The 20439-nt window shown below is 34.3% G+C and carries 20 protein-coding genes; 5 read left to right on the forward strand and 15 right to left on the reverse strand.

Features of this window, described 5'->3' with window-relative positions:
- The first annotated feature begins 121 nt into the window (after nt 1-121).
- Nucleotides 122-1489 (forward strand): SIR2 family protein, encoded by a 1368-nt coding sequence (locus RYK12_RS03680; RefSeq protein WP_084924412.1) that lies wholly within the window; start codon nt 122-124, stop codon nt 1487-1489.
- On the opposite strand, the gene RYK12_RS03685 is transcribed toward RYK12_RS03680, so the two are convergent.
- Nucleotides 1448-2194: a toll/interleukin-1 receptor domain-containing protein gene (locus tag RYK12_RS03685; RefSeq protein WP_158086036.1), complete on the reverse strand. Its 747-nt coding sequence runs from the start codon at nt 2192-2194 to the stop codon at nt 1448-1450. The two genes, RYK12_RS03680 and RYK12_RS03685, sit on opposite strands and share 42 nt — an antisense overlap.
- Before the next feature lie 93 nt (nt 2195-2287).
- Between RYK12_RS03685 and RYK12_RS03690 the strand changes: the two genes are divergently transcribed.
- Nucleotides 2288-3184, forward strand: a complete 897-nt coding sequence (locus tag RYK12_RS03690; protein ID WP_084924409.1) for a tyrosine-type recombinase/integrase — start codon at nt 2288-2290, stop codon at nt 3182-3184.
- A 395-nt stretch (nt 3185-3579) separates the two neighbouring features.
- Here RYK12_RS03690 and pezT read toward each other — a convergent pair whose 3' ends face one another.
- The 9 genes from pezT to RYK12_RS03735 form a co-directional block, all read right to left on the reverse strand.
- Nucleotides 3580-4338 carry a type II toxin-antitoxin system toxin PezT gene (pezT, locus tag RYK12_RS03695; RefSeq protein ID WP_314847027.1) on the reverse strand — a complete coding sequence of 253 codons (759 nt, stop codon included), beginning with the start codon at nt 4336-4338 and terminating at the stop codon, nt 3580-3582.
- A complete protein-coding gene (pezA, locus tag RYK12_RS03700; protein ID WP_020903357.1) occupies nt 4338-4814 on the reverse strand; it encodes a type II toxin-antitoxin system antitoxin PezA in 477 nt (158 codons plus the stop codon). The genes pezT and pezA overlap by 1 nt, the downstream gene beginning before the upstream one ends.
- Before the next feature lie 151 nt (nt 4815-4965).
- Nucleotides 4966-5193 (reverse strand): hypothetical protein, encoded by a 228-nt coding sequence (locus RYK12_RS03705; protein ID WP_000301902.1) that lies wholly within the window; start codon nt 5191-5193, stop codon nt 4966-4968.
- A complete protein-coding gene (locus tag RYK12_RS03710) occupies nt 5184-5816 on the reverse strand; it encodes a DUF3990 domain-containing protein (RefSeq protein ID WP_084924406.1) in 633 nt (210 codons plus the stop codon). The genes RYK12_RS03705 and RYK12_RS03710 overlap by 10 nt, the downstream gene beginning before the upstream one ends.
- A gap of 81 nt (nt 5817-5897) precedes the next feature.
- The gene (locus RYK12_RS03715; protein ID WP_084924405.1) at nt 5898-6173 is read right to left on the reverse strand and encodes a hypothetical protein; all 276 of its coding nucleotides are present in this window, start codon (nt 6171-6173) and stop codon (nt 5898-5900) included.
- A gap of 37 nt (nt 6174-6210) precedes the next feature.
- Nucleotides 6211-6594 (reverse strand): DUF5945 family protein, encoded by a 384-nt coding sequence (locus RYK12_RS03720; protein ID WP_314847032.1) that lies wholly within the window; start codon nt 6592-6594, stop codon nt 6211-6213.
- On the reverse strand, nt 6591-6824 hold the full coding sequence (locus RYK12_RS03725) for a DUF5965 family protein (protein ID WP_084924403.1): 234 nt from the start codon (nt 6822-6824) through the stop codon (nt 6591-6593). Before RYK12_RS03725 ends, RYK12_RS03720 begins: the two co-directional genes overlap by 4 nt.
- A 50-nt stretch (nt 6825-6874) precedes the next feature.
- Complete coding sequence (locus RYK12_RS03730; RefSeq protein WP_084924402.1) at nt 6875-7960, reverse strand: toprim domain-containing protein; 1086 nt, start codon at nt 7958-7960, stop codon at nt 6875-6877.
- Nucleotides 7961-7969: 9 nt separating this feature from the next.
- On the reverse strand, nt 7970-8611 hold the full coding sequence (locus RYK12_RS03735; RefSeq protein WP_049544676.1) for a hypothetical protein: 642 nt from the start codon (nt 8609-8611) through the stop codon (nt 7970-7972).
- A gap of 159 nt (nt 8612-8770) precedes the next feature.
- On the opposite strand from RYK12_RS03735, the gene RYK12_RS03740 reads away from it, so the two are divergent.
- Complete coding sequence (locus RYK12_RS03740) at nt 8771-8968, forward strand: hypothetical protein (protein ID WP_001841477.1); 198 nt, start codon at nt 8771-8773, stop codon at nt 8966-8968.
- Between the two features lie 13 nt (nt 8969-8981).
- Here the strand turns inward: RYK12_RS03740 and RYK12_RS03745 are convergent, their stop codons facing one another.
- The 4 genes from RYK12_RS03745 to RYK12_RS03760 form a co-directional block, all read right to left on the reverse strand.
- Entirely contained in the window at nt 8982-9278 is a 297-nt protein-coding gene (locus RYK12_RS03745) for a DUF5966 family protein (RefSeq protein WP_049544667.1), read from the reverse strand.
- A 13-nt stretch (nt 9279-9291) separates the two neighbouring features.
- Nucleotides 9292-9576: a DUF5962 family protein gene (locus RYK12_RS03750; protein ID WP_000969635.1), complete on the reverse strand. Its 285-nt coding sequence runs from the start codon at nt 9574-9576 to the stop codon at nt 9292-9294.
- A 74-nt stretch (nt 9577-9650) separates the two neighbouring features.
- Nucleotides 9651-15881, reverse strand: a complete 6231-nt coding sequence (locus RYK12_RS03755) for a DEAD/DEAH box helicase family protein (RefSeq protein ID WP_192851974.1) — start codon at nt 15879-15881, stop codon at nt 9651-9653.
- A gap of 47 nt (nt 15882-15928) precedes the next feature.
- Nucleotides 15929-16339, reverse strand: a complete 411-nt coding sequence (locus RYK12_RS03760) for a thrombospondin type 3 repeat-containing protein (RefSeq protein ID WP_049544665.1) — start codon at nt 16337-16339, stop codon at nt 15929-15931.
- Between the two features lie 459 nt (nt 16340-16798).
- Here RYK12_RS03760 and RYK12_RS03765 point away from each other — a divergent pair, with 459 nt between their 5' ends.
- Entirely contained in the window at nt 16799-16963 is a 165-nt protein-coding gene (locus RYK12_RS03765) for a hypothetical protein (protein WP_000201399.1), read from the forward strand.
- A 1-nt stretch (nt 16964) separates the two neighbouring features.
- Nucleotides 16965-17390 (forward strand): hypothetical protein, encoded by a 426-nt coding sequence (locus tag RYK12_RS03770; RefSeq protein ID WP_314847040.1) that lies wholly within the window; start codon nt 16965-16967, stop codon nt 17388-17390.
- Nucleotides 17391-17607: 217 nt separating this feature from the next.
- On the opposite strand, the gene RYK12_RS03775 is transcribed toward RYK12_RS03770, so the two are convergent.
- Nucleotides 17608-20433, reverse strand: a complete 2826-nt coding sequence (locus RYK12_RS03775) for a phage tail tip lysozyme (protein WP_314847043.1) — start codon at nt 20431-20433, stop codon at nt 17608-17610.
- Nucleotides 20434-20439 lie beyond the last annotated feature (6 nt).

Genomic DNA, 20439 nt, shown 5'->3' on the forward strand with positions numbered 1-20439 from the left:
ATTTATAGTTGGCCAATATCATCTAATTTTAACTAAAAAATCATTATACAAATCAAACAACTAAAAATGAATTTATGGTATACTAGTGATAATAAATAGTTATCGGTAGGAGAGATATATTTTGGATAGAAAAAGTTTTATTACAAAAATAAGTGACTCTTTTAATGATGGAGAATTATCATTATTTTTAGGTGCAGGAAGTAGTTTAGATGCTCATTTTCCAACTTGGAAAGAACTTCTAACCCCATGTGCCGAAAAATTAGGACTCGATATTAGTAGTATCACAGACTATTTTCAACTTGCTCAATATTTTATTAATGAGTATAGTGAGCGAGAATTATATTCACTAATAAATCATAAAATTAACAAATTTGATTATGAAAGCGAACTAATAAAAATAATTGTCCAAATTGGTTTCAAATCAATTTGGACAACTAATTTTGATAAAGTAATAGAGAAGAATTTTGAGTATCAAAAAATAAATATTAATAGTATTCATGATGAACAAGACTTAGGTTCTGTTAGTTTGAAAAATAGAGTAAATATATTCAAGCTTAACGGAGATATAGGTAGTATTTCAAAAATTGTTATTTCAAAATCTGATATTGAAAACTATTACCTTAATCATGAGTTATTTTTAAGTTTTTTTCAAAGAGAGTTAGTCACTAATACTTTTTTATTTATTGGTTATAGTTTTACTGATGATATCGTTCTAAAATCTATTCAAAAGCTACACAGTTACATAGGTAAGAATAATAAAGCATTCTATACAATTATGATAGATAAGCCTGGGGATAAAAATTTTCAACTTTTTATAGATGATTTAGGAAAAAGGTACAACATAAAAGTTTTGTTGGTCCAAACTCCCGAAGACATTAAAGAAATTTTGAGGGAAATAAAAGAAAAAACAATTAGTAAAAATATTTATATCTCAGGTAGTTTAGATGATGCACTAGAGGAGACTAGAGCCTATAACCTTTCGAAATCTTTAGTTGAAAAACTAATTGACGGAGGATACAATATAGTTACTGGATTTGGAAAGAACATTGGCTATTACATTTCCGGTTCCAGCATACAAAAACTTTACTCAATTAATGAGGCTAATATTGAAAAACGTTTAATTATGCGACCATTCGCTCACGATATGAGTTTAGATGAGGATACGTCTTATAGACGAAATCTGATATCGGATACAAAGTTTACCATTGTTATGTATGGTCAGGCAATCAATAGTAAAGGTGACATTGTCACTTCTAGGGGTGTTTGGGAAGAAATTAAAATTTCGAAAGAACAAGGAAATTATATCATTCCAATTGCTAGCACTGGATTTGCTGCAGCAGAGTTAGGGGAGAAAATAAAATCAAGTATAACTGAATACCCTTATTTAGAAAATTATATTGAGAAATTATGTTCGGAAAATAGTCCAGACAAACTAGCGGAATTAGTATTACATATTATTGAAGAAATATCCTTCAATTTTATTGATTAATACCAGTATAATTGATTCCATACAAGCTATTTCTTTTAAAGTTGGCTGAATATTAAATTTAACTTTATTAAAAATGAAGCTACTACTATAATATGAAATATTATCATTAATATTGTATTTTTCTAAACAATATAAAATCAATGTATACAGCATTGTGATTCTAATGCTAAAACAATTTTTATCAATATAATTATATTTATCAATAATAGCATTGATAAATTTATCTGTTGTTATATTTTCTAAAGTCAGTAGATTTTTTATTTCTACTGACTTTAATTGTTCGTATAGTAAACGTTTTAGTATATCAATTGATAAATCATAGGTTCCGCTAGAAATATCAAGTTTCATTTCTCCATATATATACTTAGAAATCCAATTGTATTTCTTAGGAATTTGGCTACTGGTTATCTCGCAAAGAATGGGAATGATTACTATTTCTTGATGTTTATCAATTTTGGTTTTAATTGCATCTAATTCTAACATTGCTCCTGTACTTTGAAATAATTGTGTTGAAATAAAAAGTAAAAATATCTTAGATTGTTCTACTCCCTCTTCAATATTGACATAGTCACCGTCATCTCCTAGATACAGTTTTTCATAATCGTACCACACTTCAATTCCTAAATTTTTTAAATGAAAATTTAGAGACTGAGCATAAACTAATCTATCTTTACCTGAAAAACAAAAAAATACCCTATCTTCCAAAATATATCTCTCCTACCGATAACTATTTATTATCGCTATACAAAGCACCCAAATAGGTTTATAATAGCATGATTATTGATAAAGGAGATTTTTATGGATTATAAACTTATTTCTACTTACTTAGATTATTGCAAAACTCATAAGCGTTTGAGTTCACACACAATTCGCGCTTATAAGAATGATCTTATGCAATTTTATAACTCAGACTATGATAATGTCGAATCCTATATAGAACACTTGACACAATCTAACATAAAAACGAATACATTAAGAAGAAAAATTGCTTGTATGAAGGTGTTTTATAACTATCTAAAATACCAGAACATGATTGAAGAGAACCCCTTCAATCAATTGCGTTTTCAATTTAGAACTGAAAAAATATTGCCTAAAACGATTCCGTATGACATTCTGAAAAGTATTTTTTTATATTTAGAGCAGAGAGTAGCTCTATCTAAAACTGATTATCAAAAACAACACGCTGAAAGAAATCTACTAATTATTTCACTTTTACTTTCAACAGGCATCAGAATTTCTGAACTTTGCCACATTCATCTCAAAGATATTAATCTTTCCAATAAGACACTCCATATTATAGGAAAGGGTAAGAAAGAACGTATCCTATTTTTAGGAGATCAAAAAACATTCAATTTATTAGAAACATATATAAATAAAACAAGAAATGAATCAAATGATTTCTTGTTTCCAGGGAAACATTCTCTTAAACCATTGTCAGAGCAAAGTGTACGTTTAGTTATAAAGAGAATCGTTGAACAAAATAGCTTATCTAAAACTATTACACCACATATGTTTAGACATAGCTTTGCGACAATGCTTCTAGATAATGATGTAGATATTCGATACATTCAACAAATTCTTGGACACAGTTCTATATCAATCACACAAATCTATACTCACGTATCTCATTCAAAACAAAAAGAAATACTTAGTTCTTTTAATCCTGTATCAGCGATTCGTTCTGAAATCGAATAAGAGAACTTTCCAAAGCCTACAGTTTAGTTCATCTAAAATTAATTTTTGTAGTTCGAATTTAGTTAATAGATTTTATGCTCAACAAAATCAAAAAACATATAAAACTTCACTTTGAATCAGCATTTATAATATATTCTGTATTTAAGAACTCCATAATTGTTTTTCTAAAATATATCTTTCAAATATCCTTAAATATAATAAAAAGAGATGGGCAAAATCTCAATTCCTGAAGAAAATGGAGTAAATCTTCCCACAAGAAAACGCATAATTTCTAGTTTTTCAACACCTGAGATTATGCGTTTTTTGGTTCTAAAAAATTTTCGCCCACCTTAATTAAACAACTAACAAAAGTTATAAGTAGACTATATTTTAAAATTTGTGTTCTAACAACTATTTCAATTAGTTAAATCTTTAAATCTTTCTTCTCCAGATTTAAGCATCTCTTTCTCTACCTGACTCCACTCCCCAAACAGTAACTCTTGAAGAATATCTGCTGCTGAAATTTTATCTTCTCTTGAATCATGTACACAACTTCTATCTCGTTGATAAATTTGAATTCTTTCAAAGATAGCTAGTTCTTCCAATTGTCGTGTATTATCAACTAGATGATTTACAATGAAATCATGATGTTCTTTTGGAGTTGCGCGTGCTTGATTTGGATTGATAGCGTACAGTTCTTCGTATCGAATAAGAGTGCTTAGATAGGATAGCTTAGGCTTTGTTGCAATTAAGGCTAATTGTACTTCATATCCCTTATTTTTCAAGAGTTGTGCTGTTTTCTTTGGAACATCAATTGTTCGTAAGGTTCCCTCTATCAAAAGATTGTATCCCAAATGACTCAATTCGGTTACTAAAGACTCTACCATTTTCCCTGCAAAATCTTTGGTGTATTCAACACTATCTTTGCCATATTCTTGCTGAAGCTCTAAATAGTGTGGATGCTGAGAACGAAAACTATCGCCATCTATGATAACAATATTTCCTTGAAATTCCTTCTGTTTAATACGATGAATTGTAGTCTTACCAGCACCACTTTGTCCTCCAAGTAAAATCGCTATAGGTTGCTTACTGGACTTTTTTCCTCTTGTCAGTGAGCGAAGGTTCCTTGCTAAAGCCTGTTTAAATTGACTATCAGTATAATCTTGGATTCCCATTAGGCTACCATCCGTTTTTCAGATATCTCTAACATACGTTCAATTCCATCCAAATAGCCGCTATACCTCTCTATTTCATCAAAATTTTCTACTAAATAGATATTCGTATGAATCAAGTCAGATAGATCATCACTCATTAAAATCCAAGGATTAGATTCATCATCAATGCTAATTCCCTGGCTATCTTGATAACGATAGAGTCGAGATAATAGATTAGCTCCTCTTTCTTTCACAATTTCAATTTTTAAAGTCAATTCATAATCTTCAACAGGATTCAGCATTTTATCTTCTCCTACAATATCGACATAAGATACATTAAACTTCTGACAAATGATGTCTATTAATTCGGTAGAGACTGAACTCGTTCCATTTTCATAACGACTCAGACTATTTCGTGAAATACCTACAATCCGTGCAAATTCGGGTTGTGTTAAGTCATGTGTTTTACGTAAGGATTTTATGTTCTTTCCAATCATGGCAAACTCCTTTATTTTTCTAAATCCATTATAGCATAAAAAAGCAGAACGCACCAAAATTGGTGCGTTGTTTGTTGTTTTTCTAGCCTAAACTTTACTTCTAAAAAAGCCACCTTAAAGAGTCATTCTTTTTCGGTGGCTTTTCAAAATACTATACAATAAAATACTCTTGTTTAATTTTTGTAAGCAGGTTGTTAGCAACCGAAGTTACACCAACATGCATCAGTTCAGGATCAGAATAATCTAGATTACGAGCATAGCCTTCTGCAACAGTCTGAGCAATACGCTCATCCAATTTATAATTAGAGGCTTTTAATAGTGCTTGAAATAATTCTGAACTATATAGTTTAATATTATTTTCCAACGATACTACTGCCATTTTTGTAACTCCTCTCCTGTCTTTGATTGATAAACTTTCTCTATTTTCATTATATCACAAAAAGATTGGTTGTGAATGGATAATTGTTTAAAAGAATAGGGTTTTCTAAACTCAGCAAGCATTTCTTCTTTTGTAATTTCATTCTGACGAAAACGAGCTAAAGCTTGGGTTGGATTGTCATCAGTCTGAACACCATAGATAAAATCAAAATGGTGTTGTAATTCATCTGGATTTTCCCGATTTTGAACGACAAATTCCGCAAAATCTAAATCTGACTCTGACTTTTTATGTTTTGCAAAATAGTGACAATGATAGTCAGGGTTCTTAAAAATTTCTATAAAATTTGAAATACGAAATTCTACTATAATTCCTACTTCTTCTTCTGAGTCAAAAATATTATTATTAGAGGTGCTTCGATTTAATACTTCAACTTGCTTGTTAATAAATTTTCTAGCTTGTTCAAAGTCAGGCGTAATATAGAAACCAGGTCCAAAATCTAGCTCACTCCCTAAATTAAATTGAACATCGATTCCTTTTTTTAAGGATTCTAAATGTCGTAACAATGTCGCATGAAACCACTGCGTCTGACCTAGTTGCTTTTCCTGCTTGGTAGTCAACTCCAAAATATTTACTTCCTTCTCTAGTCTATACTAAAAGTATAACACAAGACTTTATTCAAGTAAAAGAAAATTTTATAAAACGATTCACTTCCTTCCATCTTTCCTAAATCTCTCTAAATTCTTCTCCAATTGTTCCTTATGAAGTTGATTCTTAGCTTCCTTTAATGTATCCTCCAAAGTTTCTTCTCTATAAGTTGCTTCTGTTTTTAGTTGTTCGGTTTCTTGATTTGGAGTGAAAATGATATCTAGCAGTCGGTCTATTTTTTCAAGATCTTGGACAGACATATCAGATAGTCGATGAATTAGCTTCTTAAATACATCACTATTGTCTTGTTTTTTCTTAAAAAGTTTTGTAAACATCTATAACCTCTCAAAAAAAGCAGCCTATCAGGACTGCTTAGTGTAATTCTGAAATCGCATCATAAATGGACTGCAATTTCTTATTGTCTTTATTCTTTGTGTCAATCAACGTATGTAGCTCTTCAATTTTCTTTTGACTACTTTGAATATCACTATTGTTATCCGCAATAAGTCTTTTAAGATGTTGCTGATAACTTGTAGTGATATCTGTCTCTTTTCCTGTTCTAACCTCTGTAATTTTGGGTTTAGAACTAGAATTTGATTCCGTCACAGGTGCTTGTTTTCGCTTTTGAAAAGCTGCTTCATAATTTACATCATTACTTCCTTGATGATTTCCAAATAAGGCCGCAATTTTATCTGGATCTTCTTGATTTTCTGATTTGCTTTCTAATGGTTGATTAAAATTCCAATCTTTTGTCATTCACTCATTTCATCCTCTCTAAATTCAGAATCATCGAATTGTCTTTCTTTGCCAAATGCATGGTCAAGAGCTTCTTCAAAACTCATGTGACTAATGCTTTGACGCCTTTTGAACGTCGCAAACATCGCTGTCTCTAGTTGCTCTTTATAAGCAGCTAGTTTTTCTGACTCTCTTGCTACCTTACTTTCTTGCCTAGTGACCTTTTCTTCTAAGCGTTCAATAATGGTCATATACGATCCTCCTTCATTTTAATATTAGCTAAAACATCTTGATTTTGTTATCACAATTCTAAACATTGAGAGGTTTGTCTTACTGGTTGATTCCTCAATGTCTCTTTTGCATTCTCAAGCATAAATTGTAAATCTGATTTGTTTTCTCGAAGAATATCGTTCCAGTCTCGTTTTTCTTTCCCAGATTCATTATCAGGTAAATCCAGAAAAACAGGAAATCCTGATTGAGATAACTTATCAGAAAAATCTTTACCTGCATCATCACAATCTACCGCAAGTGTCAATAAATCAGGATGATTATCAAAATAGGTAGTGGTATCACGAATTGTATTGAACAAAGGCAATAACTTTGAAGGTATTACTGTATCCAAAAATTCCAACTTCTGATTTTCTTCAGCTATCAGTCGTAAAGTTTGATAAGCAACAACAGACCTTTTTAATCCTTCCATAGATACCAAGCGAACATCTGATAGACTTTGTTGATGAAGTTCGTAATAGCTCATCAAGTCGATGAACGATTCACAAAAGACCAGTCTATTTGGTTTACCAATGTCAAAGGATATTCCAATATGTCCATGGCTTCCTTTTAGAATCGTTTTTAACCTCTCTCTAGAAAGAGCGGGATTCTTATAAATCCCTTGTAAGCTTGCTGCCTGCAGTTTGTGACGATGATCAAAGCTTTTAAAAACAATAACAGGTTCAACAGTTTCATTTGTTTTCCAACTAGCTTGTGCTATCAAACCTTGTTGAATTATCTTTTCTATGATTTCTTCTGAGATTCCTCTACATTTTGTTAAGTAATATCTGGCCAGACTACAGTTAGAATCTTCTATTCTCTTTAAAGGATAATAAAAAGGTCTCTCTCTTTTTTCTTGAACAGCTTCTTTTTTAAAAGGTTCTTCAGAAAGAAAGCCTAGAGCTTCTTTAAAAGAAATTCCTTTAACAAGTCGAACAAAATCAATGACATCACCTTGAATATCTCTTGAAAACCATTTAAAAGTATTGGTAGTTGAAAAAATCCGAAATGAATCGTGTTCAGAATGCTCATAGACACTGTTCGAAACTTGTTTAAAGGAGATACCTAAACGATTGGCTACATCAAGAATTGAAATTTGCTTACATTCTTCTATTTCCATGCAATATCATCATTTTGTTGTAGTATTTGGCAGTGATGGAACAGATGAGGATTCTTCCAAAGTTTTGGGAGTCGCCTTATCCAAATCATCTAACCCAGATTTCCAAACCTGCACTTGATTGACCAATAACTTACCTGGTAGTTTCGAATAAGACAACTTAACCGTTCTGGTTTCTGTCTGATTGGTCTTTGATTGGTTGGCATTCTTTAAATCAGATACATAGGTTACATTATAAGAGACCATGGCAATGGCTTGATTCGTAGTCTGATTGACAAAGATATCAGCTTTTTCAAAATGATAATCCAAAATATAATCCTTATACACTTGGTTCATGGCATCGTTTTGACTTGACAATTCTTGAGAATAAGCCGATTCAGTCATATAAGGTTGAATACGTGTGTTATTTTCTCCGAGCTTTTCTTTCGTATAGTACTGAGTCAAAAATTCTTTTACAGTATCCGATGACAAAATGGTAGCTTTATCTTCTGCTTGTTTGTCCTCTACAAGTTTAGCTGCAGCCAATTCGATTTCTTTGCGACTTTGTTTAGCAGTTGAGTGTTGACCAGCAGTATATCCCATCATGAGAATAAAGCTAGTTGCAGCCACTGCTCCAACACTAATTAAGGCTTTAGTTTTGACTTTATTTAACATCTTAGACCTTCTTTCTATAAAAACTAGGTCAAGAATAACAAAAAGAACTTGTAAGTTTTATCACATCACAACGAAAGGTAATTCCTACATTTCAGGCGCAAAATCGTACAGTTCAGAGAAAAATATCAAAACCAGCTGTCTTCAGCTTATAATATAAACATGAACAAATTAAAAGAAGAAAATTTGAGAAGAGCTCTTTCTCATATTGAACGACATAAACAAGCAATAAATACAAGTAATAATAGTGAGGATAATGATTTTCATAAATTATTACTCCAATTTAGCTATGATGTATATGAAAGAATCAAGGCAAATAAAAAACCTTATCCGAATTTAGATTCAGATAAAGTTTTTTAACCATCTAACAAGTTTACATACTTTCCTTAGTTTTGGAGTTTATGAAACGCCAACTGAATCCTAGAACCAACATCAGATTGATGAAAAGGTACACAGCCGTAAAACTAGTTAAACCATGTTGTCTGATATCATCAAAGTATAAAGTAGGTTCAGTAAAGAACAAATAAATTCCATAACCCTCCACGAAAATAAGAAAACTGACAAAACCAATCAGGAAAAGTCCACTGGCAATAAGAAAGAGTCTCCATAAAAGAATGAGAATTCCTCCTACTGCTAAAAAAATTACTGGGACAAGGAGTAAATCATTCATGACTTTCTCCTTTCTAGTCAATCAACTGACGATAATGAGTGGCAAGAGAGGAATCAAATTCCTCTAGCTTTTGAACTAAGTCCAAATACTCCTCTTTTTCATGTTCTTCAAAGTCCACACCTCTATGATTCTGAAGAGCGATTTCCAATTGGCTAGTGAGTTCTCGTATAGAAAAGCTGTAATCGCCTGTCACTTCCTCATAATGTTCCTTTAGTTCCTTGTAAGCTTGATATTCTTCAGGTGTTTGAAATCCCTGTACCAAGGCCTCTTCTAATTGATAATAGGTATCTTCCATCATAATCGTTACCTCGTTTCTTTCTATCTTTATTCTACCGCGCTTTTCTTTTCTTGTCCGCTATTTATATCTATTTTTTAATCTAATTCAAAAGAAAGTTGTTCTTGCCTTTCTTTTCCTTTTTCGTGGAATTGTCTTAAGGCTTGATCAATAATATCTAAATCCGTTTCTGTTTCAATCAATGGCGCGAGTACATCGTATTCGGCCTTTTTTGTTTGATAGTCCTCTTCTTTTGGAAAATTTTTCCCAATTTCTACCTTAGCAGTAGTCAATTTATCCTTTAATTCATCCAATAAGTTCTGAGTTTTCACTTGGTCATCTTTAATGTGATCAATCGTATGCTGAAGCCTTTGAATTGTCCCCAAAGGAGAATACAAATCCAAACTGACAGAATACTGATTTTCTCCTACAATCTTAACAGAGAAGGTTTCAGGAAGAGGTTGATTTATTGGAAGACTAAGCATTTTAATGTCAAATCCTCGATAGCTTGCTAGGGTTCGGAATTCTTTGCTGTCAGCTTGATTATGACGGACAAGACGGTGTAGGGATTCACCTGCTTCAGCTCTTTGCTCAAAAACTTGCTTGCCTACTGTCATAGAAAATGCCTGGTCTTTCGATATTTCAGACTGTTGAATGTCGCCTTCATACTTGCTTAATCGTTTCTCAAGAATGGGCATATTTTCTTCACAGTAAGAGATTGTATGACGATAGTGATCCTTGCTGCGTTGAAAGGCGCGTCTTTGATTTTCTAATAGGGTTAGATCATTCTCTAATTCCATCTTATATTTGAGATAAGGATTACCAGTTGCCAGTGCCTTAAAATCTGAAGCTGTCATAGTCTGTTCATCAATGTCTTCTGCAGCACGAATCGGCTCCTTAGAAGTCATAATCTGCTTAATATAGCGGAGTTTGTTCTCCTGAGTTGCCCATAGATAATTATCAAACGAACCTTTGGTAATATAGTGGTAAATATCTACTTCCTTGTTTTCATTTCCCTGTCGGATAATCCGTCCATTGCGTTGCTGGATGTCACTTGGTCTCCACGGAACATCCAGGTGATGAACTGCTTTCATCTTGCTCTGAACATTTAAACCTGTTCCTCCTTTTTCAGTTGATGCAAGGAGAATCCGCACTTCTCCTGCATTAACCTTTCGAGACAAACTATTCTTCTTTTCATCACTATTGGCATCATGTACAAAGGCAATTTCCTTACTAGGGATTCCTCTATCAACTAATAAAGCCTTAATCTCAGAATAGACATCAAAGCCATTATCCTTTTTCTTAGGGGTGCCAATATCTGAAAAAATCATCTGAGTAGCCTTATTTTCCATTCCCTCACGATAAATTCTTTCAACATTATCCACTACCTGAAGCAGTTTATGATTGTCTGCTAGACTATAGCTAGAGTCCAATAAACGCATATCAATAGCTAGTTTCCGTGCCTCACCTGTTATCTTTAACATGTTATCCTGGCTCGGATCAACTGTTCCACATTTGACCATATCTGACCTCATAACTAATTCTTCTAAATAGAGTTTCTGGTTTTCAGTTAACTCACTCTCAATAGGGATAATATGAGCTTCTGGAACAGGTAAATCCAACATATCTTGTGTTTGAATGTCGGCTGTTTCTTTATAGATTTTCATCAACTCAGGTAGATTGACAAACTTTTTAAATCGTTTCTTAGGCTGATACTTATCCCCTGTAGGAGCTAATTCCATAGAGTTTTGAATTTCTCCAAAAGCACCTACCCAAGAGTCAAAATAATCAACTTGATAGCGTTTTAAGATATCTGGTTGAATATAGTTCATCATAGTATATAACTCACTAATAGAATTGGAAACAGGTGTTCCTGTCGCAAAGACAATGTTTTTAAAATCATGCTCTTCCTGAATCTGTCGAACCTTCATTTCCATATCCACGTTCTTCTTAGAGGTTGTATTGGTAATCCCTGCTACATTCCCAAGTCCCGTAATTGGACGAATATTTTTAAAGTGATGTGCTTCATCCACAAAGAGAAAATCAATTCCTAAGTTCTCAAAATCAATAAAACTATCACGATTAAAGCGTTGGAGTTCTTCCAATTGTTTCTCTAGACCACTTATTGATTGCTCTGCTTCTTTAACGGTATACTTATTTTCAGAATGTGTTTTAATCTCTCGTAATTCATTGAGTTTATCCTCGATATAATTCATCTGTCTTTCCTTACTGACAGGGATTTTTTCAAATTGAGAATCCCCAATGACAATGGCATCGTAATCTCCTGTAATAATACGTGACACAAATTGTTTTCTTCTCGCCTTCACAAAATCTTTCTTAGTGGTCACAAAGACCTTTTTAGTAGGGAAAAATTTCATGATTTCTTGGCCAAATTGAGCAGACAAACTAGAGGGCACCACATACAAGGGCTTATGAACCATCCCCAACTCCTTTAATTTAAACCCAGCACCAAGCATGGTCAAGGTCTTTCCTGAACCTACCTCATGAGCTAATAAGGCTCTTTTTTCTTCTACGATTCTTTGAATGGCATTCTCTTGGTGAGGACGAAGACTGATGTTTTTTGCCAAGCCATCAATGACTAGATGGCTACCGTCATACTCTCGACTAACCGTTCGATTATAAAGACGATTATAGCTTTCCTCAATGATTTGTTGGACTTCTGGATACCGTGAGACAAATTCTTGAAAGAGCTCTTGTAAATGCTGCTCTTTTGCTCTTAGAACAGAGGTTTTTTCCAAATCTGTGATGGTCTTTTTCTTTTCTCCTTCCGTAACAGTCATAGTAATAGTCGGTTGGTTCGAATTAAGTAAATTCTCAAAAATCTTTCTTCCTGTATCATAACGTGAGCCACTGACTCCAAGACTACTATCTTTGGCACTTGGATAGCGATAAGCAAATGATGTCCTTAAATGAACCTGCCCATCGACAGGATTCGCTTCAATGACCTGTTCAACATCAGGCGAAGACAATTCAAATTCACGATTGGTAAAACATTCAAAGGCAAATTTACCATAAACGGATTGAGGAATCCAACGTGACCCTATTTTAAACTCAATATCTGCCAGATGAATCCTTGGAGGGCGAACAGATTCTAACAAATCTAAAGCATGGTTCCAATCATATTCTTGGTTGTTTTCCTCTACTAGTAGTTGAACTACTTCTATCTTGTTGAGAATATCTCCTGATAAAAATTGGTTCTTAGAAAGATATTTTCTTTCTCCTCTTAAATAACTTTCTGGATCTATTAAAATCTGGTCTCCTAACTCATCTAAAATAGCAGCTTGGCTATGTTCGGGATAAATTGATACCATATAATCTAAATCAACCCCTCTACCATCCGATAAACTGGAGTTTAAGGCATCTAAAGCCGTTGAAACTCTTGTAATCTCTCTCTCCGGCCTAACCAATGCTTTCTCAAAGGCTAAAGATTTTTTATATTTTACTTTCTGACTTTTAGAATCAATGTATTCATCTTCTAAACTTGCTAGTAAAGAATACTTATCGTCACTATCAAATAAGTTTCGATTGACTGAGGCATTCAAGTATCCAAATTGACTTACAAAGCGGTCATAGTCACGATTGAGTTTACTAAGTAATACCTGAAAATCTGTCCGACTATAATCTTGATGACGTTGAATTTCAATTAAGGATTGATAGGTCTCTCTCAAATCAACCATGCCCTTAATACGACTAATATCCTTATCCGATAAGGGACTTTCATAAAAGACAGTTTTTTTGAACAGTCCCTTATATTTCCCTCTTTTACTCGCTTCTTCTGACTTGTATACATCTAGTGCTTCCTCATCTGTCAAATGAAGTTTCACGAATCGATCTATTTTATGTTCAGACAAAGAACTGTCCCAGGCTTTAAAATCTCCCTTTTCGTCTACATAATAACTAATTTCGTCTACTTTTGAACTTCTCCGAATGCCATGCGTATCTCGGTAATAAATTTGATTTCCCTCATATCCAAAAGAATAGAGCGCTAAGTCCTCACGTATACGACTTGGGATAGAATTATCCACTTCTTCTTGGATAAAAACAGGTGCTTTCAAAGAATTGTCAATTTGTTTAGGTGCTTCCACATTCTCGAATGCTTTCATTATTTCAGTAGCTAATGTTTCTGATACCCCCTTAACATTGAGGGTTCCTCCATTAAAATTACGTACCTCATATTCACCCAAAACTTGTGTATTGTATTTCCCATCAAAATAAGGATTAATCCAGACACGTTTATCCTCCTCAAAGGAAATAGAGCCACTAAAGACAAGTTCCTCCTCATTAAGATTCTTTGCTTGATCCTTTTGAAAGAAGAGGAGATCTGTGGTCACTCGAGTACCTGCAATCTTTTTAAAAGCCGTATCCGGCAAACGAACACCCCCTAAAAAATGAGTGTTGGTTTTAATCTCTTGTAAGACATTATCTGTTCGCTTATCCATTGTCCCAATAGATGAGATAATCGATACTTGTCCTCCGTCTCTTACTAAATCAAGTGAGTGTTTGACAAAGTAATCATGAATCATATAAGGTTTATCATAGTTTTTATCGGCAATGCGAAAATTTCCAAATGGAACATTCGTTAAGATTAAATCAAAACTATTATTTTGATAGGGAACTTCTTCAAATCCTCGCACTTCAATATGGGTATTGGGGTGGAGTTGTTTTGCGATTGCACCAGTCACACTGTCTAATTCAACTCCATAGAGTTCTGATTTCTCTCGTATACTTCTAGGCATTGCCGCAAAGAAGTTCCCAGTCCCCATAGAAGGATCTAATATCCTTCCTCCCTCAAAACCATCATCCAGTAATTTTTGCCAAATCTGGCGAATAATCATTGGGTCTGTATAATAGGCTGTGAGAGAACTTTGTTTCATGGTCGAGTATTCTGATTTGCTTACTAAGCTCTTGAGAGTTAAACGTTCTGTTTCATACTTTGGATTGAGTTCATCAAAAAATTCATTGGCAAGACCACCCCATCCAACATACTTGGCTAGTAATTCTTGTTCTTCTGGATTCGCTTGTCGTCCCTCTTTTTCTAATCTTTTAACAAGTTCAATAGCGGCGATATTCGTTTCAATCTTTTCTCGATTTGTCTTAGGATAAAAGTCCTCTAAATCATTTGGAAAAACAAAATCTTGAACAGGGACATCCGTCTCTTCTATGCCTACAATAAGCGTTTCTGTTTCCTTATCCTTTTCCTTATCCTTTTCATTTTCTTCTTCCAGGTAGGAAAACAAATCTATTTCCTGATTTTCACTTGATGAATCAATCTCAATCTCTGAATCTTCTTTTTCAAGTTCTACGAGAGACAATACTTGTTCAATCTCTTTCAAACTGTTCAAGTATAAGATAGGATTTTCTTCAAATAACTGGTTGGAATCATTGAATAGCTCTAGGCGAACTAAGTCATTTAACTGTGCATTTTCAATCGAAACCAACTGAAATACTTGTCCTTTATAACTTACTTGTGAACCGATTGGATATTCCCTCAAAGCTTCTTCTACAATTTTATCTACTTTAGATAGGGAATGAACTTCCACATTTTCTTCTACCTGGTCAATATTATCTAAAGGTAAGACCGCTTCCGTTACTTGCTTAGACTTTTCTCTTATAGCCTTTACTTCATCAAAATGAGTAATAATCTTCAGTTTTTGTGTCAGTGGGAGTTGTGTGTAGTTTTCTTCATGATGGACAAGATCCGTAACGGTATCTAAAGTAGCCATCAATTCTGAACCCAAATAGGCTAGAACATCTTCTTCTTTTTCTTCAAAATGAATCTCAAGAACCTCTTTTTTTAGTTCTTTGGAATCAACCATTAGAAGAAACTCCTCTATATCTCTACTAATGCGGTCAGATAGATTATTCGCAACCCGATAGACATTGACTAAATTGACATCCTGATTCTGATGAAATACAAGCTCACTTAGTTGTTTTAGTTTTTCTTTTTCAGATTGGATGTAAAATCGAGTGAAAAGATTATAGGTTGCGACTTCTAGCACCAAGTTTTTCTCAAAATTACTTAATTGAGATAATTTACTTAGACCTGCTTGTCCAAAATTTCTTGTGTAACTTTCTAGATCTTGGTCATTATTTTCAGAACTGGCCTCTAGAAAAGAAACAATGTCTTGATGAAACGAATAGACATGAGGTATCTCTTCTATCTTGCCCTCTTCAGTCAAAAAACTCTCTACCAAATCCTGCCATTTCTCATCAAAATGTTGCGCTTGATAACGAAGAAATAGGTCCATTTTCTCCCTATCTTTTGGAATTGTTCCACGAAACATAGCCAATAATTGCATTACTTCCATACTCGCTCCTTTCATCTATACGAAAATAGGAGAATCACATGATTCCCCTACAACTCTATCTCCATTTCAACCTCTTGAGGACTGGTTTCTAAATCACTAGACAAAAGAGAAACAGAATCTGTTCTCATGTAGTAAGTATATAAGTCTTCTAGGTCTTGTTGGTTTTCAATCCCTGTTTCAATACTAATCAGAGCCTGTATAAATTCCTTGTAGTGACTCTCCATCATATCTGAAATCTTTTGTTTCATTTCCATAAATACTGAAGACGGTTCAGTTATACTTGTTTGGTCTATGTCTTGTAAATCCTTTTCTAAGGGATTGGTTCCTTCTTCTACTTCCACTAAATCTGAACGACCATCACCATCAGAATCTGCGCAAAGAGGATTGGTTCCTAGCGCTAATTCTTGAGCATCAGTTAGTCCATCTTGATCCGAATCACGTTGATAAATGGCTTCCATATACTTCCTTCTTTCCTAGTTAATCTGTTTTCACTCCAATCCTACCAAATATTCCTTGAAAGAAGTATCACAACAAAAAAAGAGAACGAGTCAAAACTTCGTTCTCCTTAAAATATTAAAATGGATTGCATTTAAAAAAGGTGACTTACTGCACCTGTAAGCCACCTAGTCAGTCGGTTTATTCTGGTGTCTGCCACCGCTTGGCCCTTACGTCCAAGATTGCTATCGGATTTCGTTCTGGTGTCCGCCACCGCTTGGCCCTTATGTCCAAGATTACTATCAGATTGACCATGAGCCGACCACTCATTTACACCATTATTCTAACGAATATGAGCTACAAATGCAAGAGAAAAACTTATTTTGGATTTATACACTATAGAAAACATACACTATCTTCAGATTGAACTTTTGTTCAAAATAAGCTATAATGAATTTAAGTAGAAACAGGAGGTAGAACAAATGGCTACAATCAGTTTAACACGTGATATAAAACTAACAAACGAAGATGCTCTAAAAATTCTTAATCATAAACCATCTAAAAAGCTACAAGCAGTCTTGAAATCTATTGAATCACAGGACGCTACCGCTCCAACGAAAAATAAACTCATTTCAAAGTATCTGTAAGATGACAATTCAAGTAACACCACTTAAGCAATATCTTGAAAATATTCAAGTGCTAGCTCCTGATAAAACTGAGAAACAAGTTCAGGAGATATTTAAAACTATCATTTTAGAAAATGTTGATTTCAACGGTAATGAAGAGATGTTGACTTATCTATCTGATAAAGCCCCCAATTTTGAAAAACAACATCGTTCTCGTAATTTTATCGTTGAAGAAACTGAAACAAATAACATCATAGGATTCTTTAGTTTATCTCTCAAAGTTGTTGATATTTCTGATTTAGAGAAATCCTTAAAAAAGAAACTCGTCCTAAAAGGGAAAAGTCCCAAAAATATTGATTATCTCCCTGTGTTACTTATCGGTCAATTCGGCAAAAACACAAAGTTAAATAAACTATCAGGACAAGAGTTATTTGAAATTGTAATTTAAAAAATTGAAGAATTTCGTGCAATTGTAGGAACTCAGATGGTATTTTTAGATAGTATCAATCATCCTAAAGTCATTCAATTTTATGAACAGTTCGGATTTGTTGCTTACAGTCAATTGATTAAAGACGATCATCAAGTAACTTATCAGCCTATGGCATTAAATATGTCACTCTATAAAAAATAAGAATCATGTCACCTAAACTGATGACATGATTCTTTTATTTCGTCGTATAGGCAAAACTTATTGCACTATCTGCTTGAGAGATTTTTCTAAAGGTATAGTTAGGGTTGCCACCATAGTTTGTCTCGGACACGAGGAAAGAACCATCATCATAGACCTTCTCTACAAAGGCCACATGACCATAGTCTGCTGGTGTGCCATGTGTACCTCCTACAAAAGAAACAATAGCACCTGCTCTTGGTGTAGAGCCTGTTTCCCCACCAAGACTTGAAGCTGTCGCAACCCAGTCTTGACCATTTCCCATGGTATTAATGATTGGAATCTTCTCTCCATTACTTCCTTTTAATTTCAAGCCTAATTGATTCATACGAGCCGCAACACCCCATGTACATTGTCCATAGGCATAGGCCATACCATCTCCACCACCAGGAACAGAATGATCATACAAGTCCCCACGAACACCTTCAAGGGATTGCGGGTCACTCATTGCCTGTCCTCCATTTGTTTGGCTAAAGCCTTTTTCAATTTGGTAATACCATTCCGTTGCTCTGGTTTGTCTTTCCAGTAGTTTGTCACCAGAATTTCCCTCCCAATAGATAAGGAAGAGTTGGGCCAAATTGGCTGCACTGCCCGTATTTTTAAAGAAATCCTTTAACCAACTTTGATAGTAAGGACTATCCCCATGAAGCATAAAATCAAGTTGGAGGTCTAAATCATACCATTTCTTATTTTGGGTGCGTGCATAATTTAACAAGGCTGTATGACGTGTTGACCCATCTGCTGTATCCGTCCATTGACCTAACCCCAACCCTCTATGAAGGATATTAGGATAAGCACCACTATAAATGGCTGGCCCTCCTATCGCTAACCAGCTTTCATCATCCCATGAGGAATCGGTAGCGCCAACTGGAGGAGATAAATAATCCCCTTCAGCTCGTTTTGGATTGATAGAAGATTCTACCGACCAATTTCCTAAAATAGCCGCAATGGCTTGGGGACTTGCCCCTTGAGATTTCAAAAACTCATAAATATGTTTCGCTCGTTCAAACTCATCCCCACCAAACTGACCAATGGCAGGTAAGATAGTAGTCTGAAGTTGAATGACTTTTGGAAAATAAAATTGCGGATTGACATACACCAATTTGTCTTTCTTGTTCTTATACTTTTGATAGGAAACTTTCAAGCCTGTATCGTCTGGTGTTTCACCAATAACATCACCAGTTAAGACCCTTGTTCCCTCAATCGCACGGCCATTATGAATGGAATACAAGGTCAATCGACTCTCATTCTCTCCTTTTCCATTAGTGAGAATTACATTGTCACCATCTAGAGATACGACCCCATCCATTGGTGCGACAATCGTTTGGTGAGCCTTTGCTTCTAGTAGAATGTACTCCTGAAGAGTAGGTTTTCCGTCTAAATCATAGTATCCATAGCGATAAGTCATGGTTAGACTATCTTCATTGCTTTTCCCCTCAAATGGATTGTCCAATTCCTGCATGGAAGCATACACACCCTCTTCTTTTAGTTCCTTTATTTCCTCTTGATCGTCTTTCGATAGTTTATACTTAGGAGTTTCATAGAGGTCTTGCATGGATTTCAAATCTTCCCCATCATTTAAATCATGCCACAAAGTAGACAGATAATCCTTGTAAGTTTCTGAACTGAATAAGTGAACTGGTTTGTGTAACTCATAGTCATGGAATTTAAAGTTCATATACCCCATCACATCATCAACTTTTGTGTAATAGGTAATTCCTTTGTCATTTGTACGAGTATGTTCTGCGTCTTCCCAAGTTAGGTGGGTATAAGCTTTTGTTAATTCAAATTCATCTTGTTGAATCAAACTAGCAGATGAAAATCCTAAAAAGAAGCTCATCATAAGTAAGAGAAGAAAGACTATTCCTCCAACTATCCAGGTTGCAGGATTTCCAGCCGCAAATGTAAAGAAGGAAAAGGCTGCTTTTAGTTTTTGATAGATGTTTTGAACACTTGTAAAACCTTGTTTCTTTAATTTTCGAAACCGATTTTTAAAGGAACTTGGATTCTCTTTCGCTAGTTTCCATCCTTTTCCATCCTTAAAATGATGGTATCGCTCTTTTGTGTTGGTCAGTCTTTTCTTGGTAAAACGACCTGTTGCTTGTCCTGTTTTGACACTAGCTTTTCCAAGATTATAAGAAAGTCGACTATAGCGTTTTCCTTTTCTGATAGTCTCTTGAAGCGTGCGATAACCTTCTAAATCTTCATTTTCTGAAGCTAATTCTCCTCCTTCACGTCCAAGGACATAAAGAAAAGTTTTGGCTTTCCTACTAACTTTTTTGGACTTATAGGCTTGTTTAGTAGATTTTAGATTCTCTTTTGCGGCCTTTACTTCTTTCTTAGTTTTTAATTCTTCTAAACTCTTCCCTTGAAAGAAAAAATTAGATTTTTGTTTCGATTCCTGACCATAAAGAAATTTTTGATTGGTTTTTCTTTCTTTACGACTCTCTTTTCTTTCTTCTTTTGCTTCTACCTTTGCTTCTACCTTTGCTTCTCTAAATTGCTTCTTGGCTATTTTCAATCGTTTCCTAGCATGAGGCAATCGTCTGTCTCTTAATTCTTTCCGATTCAAAAGAGATGGAGGAGTATTTTGAAGGATGTGATTGTAGTCTTCATTTGCTTGTTTTACTCTAGCCTTTGAAGCTTCTCTCATCTCCTCTAGCTTTTCTTTTATCTCTTTTTTCCATGCTTTTTCATCCAGTACAGCGGAATCTTTTTTCTGTTTCCTTACCTCCTTCTTTCCTTTTTTCAAGAATTTCTTCTCATCTTTTAGACTTCTTCTAAATGCCTTTCGGGCACGTATAATTTCTCTTTTATCCTTCATTTACCT

The sequence above is a fragment of the uncultured Streptococcus sp. genome (genome assembly GCF_963518475.1).
GTDB lineage: Bacteria > Bacillota > Bacilli > Lactobacillales > Streptococcaceae > Streptococcus.

Coding starts and splice junctions, on each gene's coding strand:
- RYK12_RS03755 (WP_192851974.1), bottom strand. CDS start 15,881: ATGGAAGTAATGCAATTATTGGCTATGTTTCGTGGAACAATTCCAAAA.
- RYK12_RS03770 (WP_314847040.1), top strand. CDS start 16,965: ATGACAATTCAAGTAACACCACTTAAGCAATATCTTGAAAATATTCAA.
- RYK12_RS03735 (WP_049544676.1), bottom strand. CDS start 8,611: ATGTTAAATAAAGTCAAAACTAAAGCCTTAATTAGTGTTGGAGCAGTG.
- RYK12_RS03745 (WP_049544667.1), bottom strand. CDS start 9,278: ATGAATGATTTACTCCTTGTCCCAGTAATTTTTTTAGCAGTAGGAGGA.
- RYK12_RS03705 (WP_000301902.1), bottom strand. CDS start 5,193: ATGGCAGTAGTATCGTTGGAAAATAATATTAAACTATATAGTTCAGAA.
- RYK12_RS03775 (WP_314847043.1), bottom strand. CDS start 20,433: ATGAAGGATAAAAGAGAAATTATACGTGCCCGAAAGGCATTTAGAAGA.
- pezA (WP_020903357.1), bottom strand. CDS start 4,814: ATGATTGGAAAGAACATAAAATCCTTACGTAAAACACATGACTTAACA.
- RYK12_RS03765 (WP_000201399.1), top strand. CDS start 16,799: ATGGCTACAATCAGTTTAACACGTGATATAAAACTAACAAACGAAGAT.
- RYK12_RS03750 (WP_000969635.1), bottom strand. CDS start 9,576: ATGATGGAAGATACCTATTATCAATTAGAAGAGGCCTTGGTACAGGGA.
- RYK12_RS03730 (WP_084924402.1), bottom strand. CDS start 7,960: ATGGAAATAGAAGAATGTAAGCAAATTTCAATTCTTGATGTAGCCAAT.
- RYK12_RS03715 (WP_084924405.1), bottom strand. CDS start 6,173: ATGTTTACAAAACTTTTTAAGAAAAAACAAGACAATAGTGATGTATTT.
- RYK12_RS03760 (WP_049544665.1), bottom strand. CDS start 16,339: ATGGAAGCCATTTATCAACGTGATTCGGATCAAGATGGACTAACTGAT.
- RYK12_RS03690 (WP_084924409.1), top strand. CDS start 2,288: ATGGATTATAAACTTATTTCTACTTACTTAGATTATTGCAAAACTCAT.
- RYK12_RS03740 (WP_001841477.1), top strand. CDS start 8,771: ATGAACAAATTAAAAGAAGAAAATTTGAGAAGAGCTCTTTCTCATATT.
- RYK12_RS03725 (WP_084924403.1), bottom strand. CDS start 6,824: ATGACCATTATTGAACGCTTAGAAGAAAAGGTCACTAGGCAAGAAAGT.
- pezT (WP_314847027.1), bottom strand. CDS start 4,338: ATGGGAATCCAAGATTATACTGATAGTCAATTTAAACAGGCTTTAGCA.
- RYK12_RS03720 (WP_314847032.1), bottom strand. CDS start 6,594: ATGACAAAAGATTGGAATTTTAATCAACCATTAGAAAGCAAATCAGAA.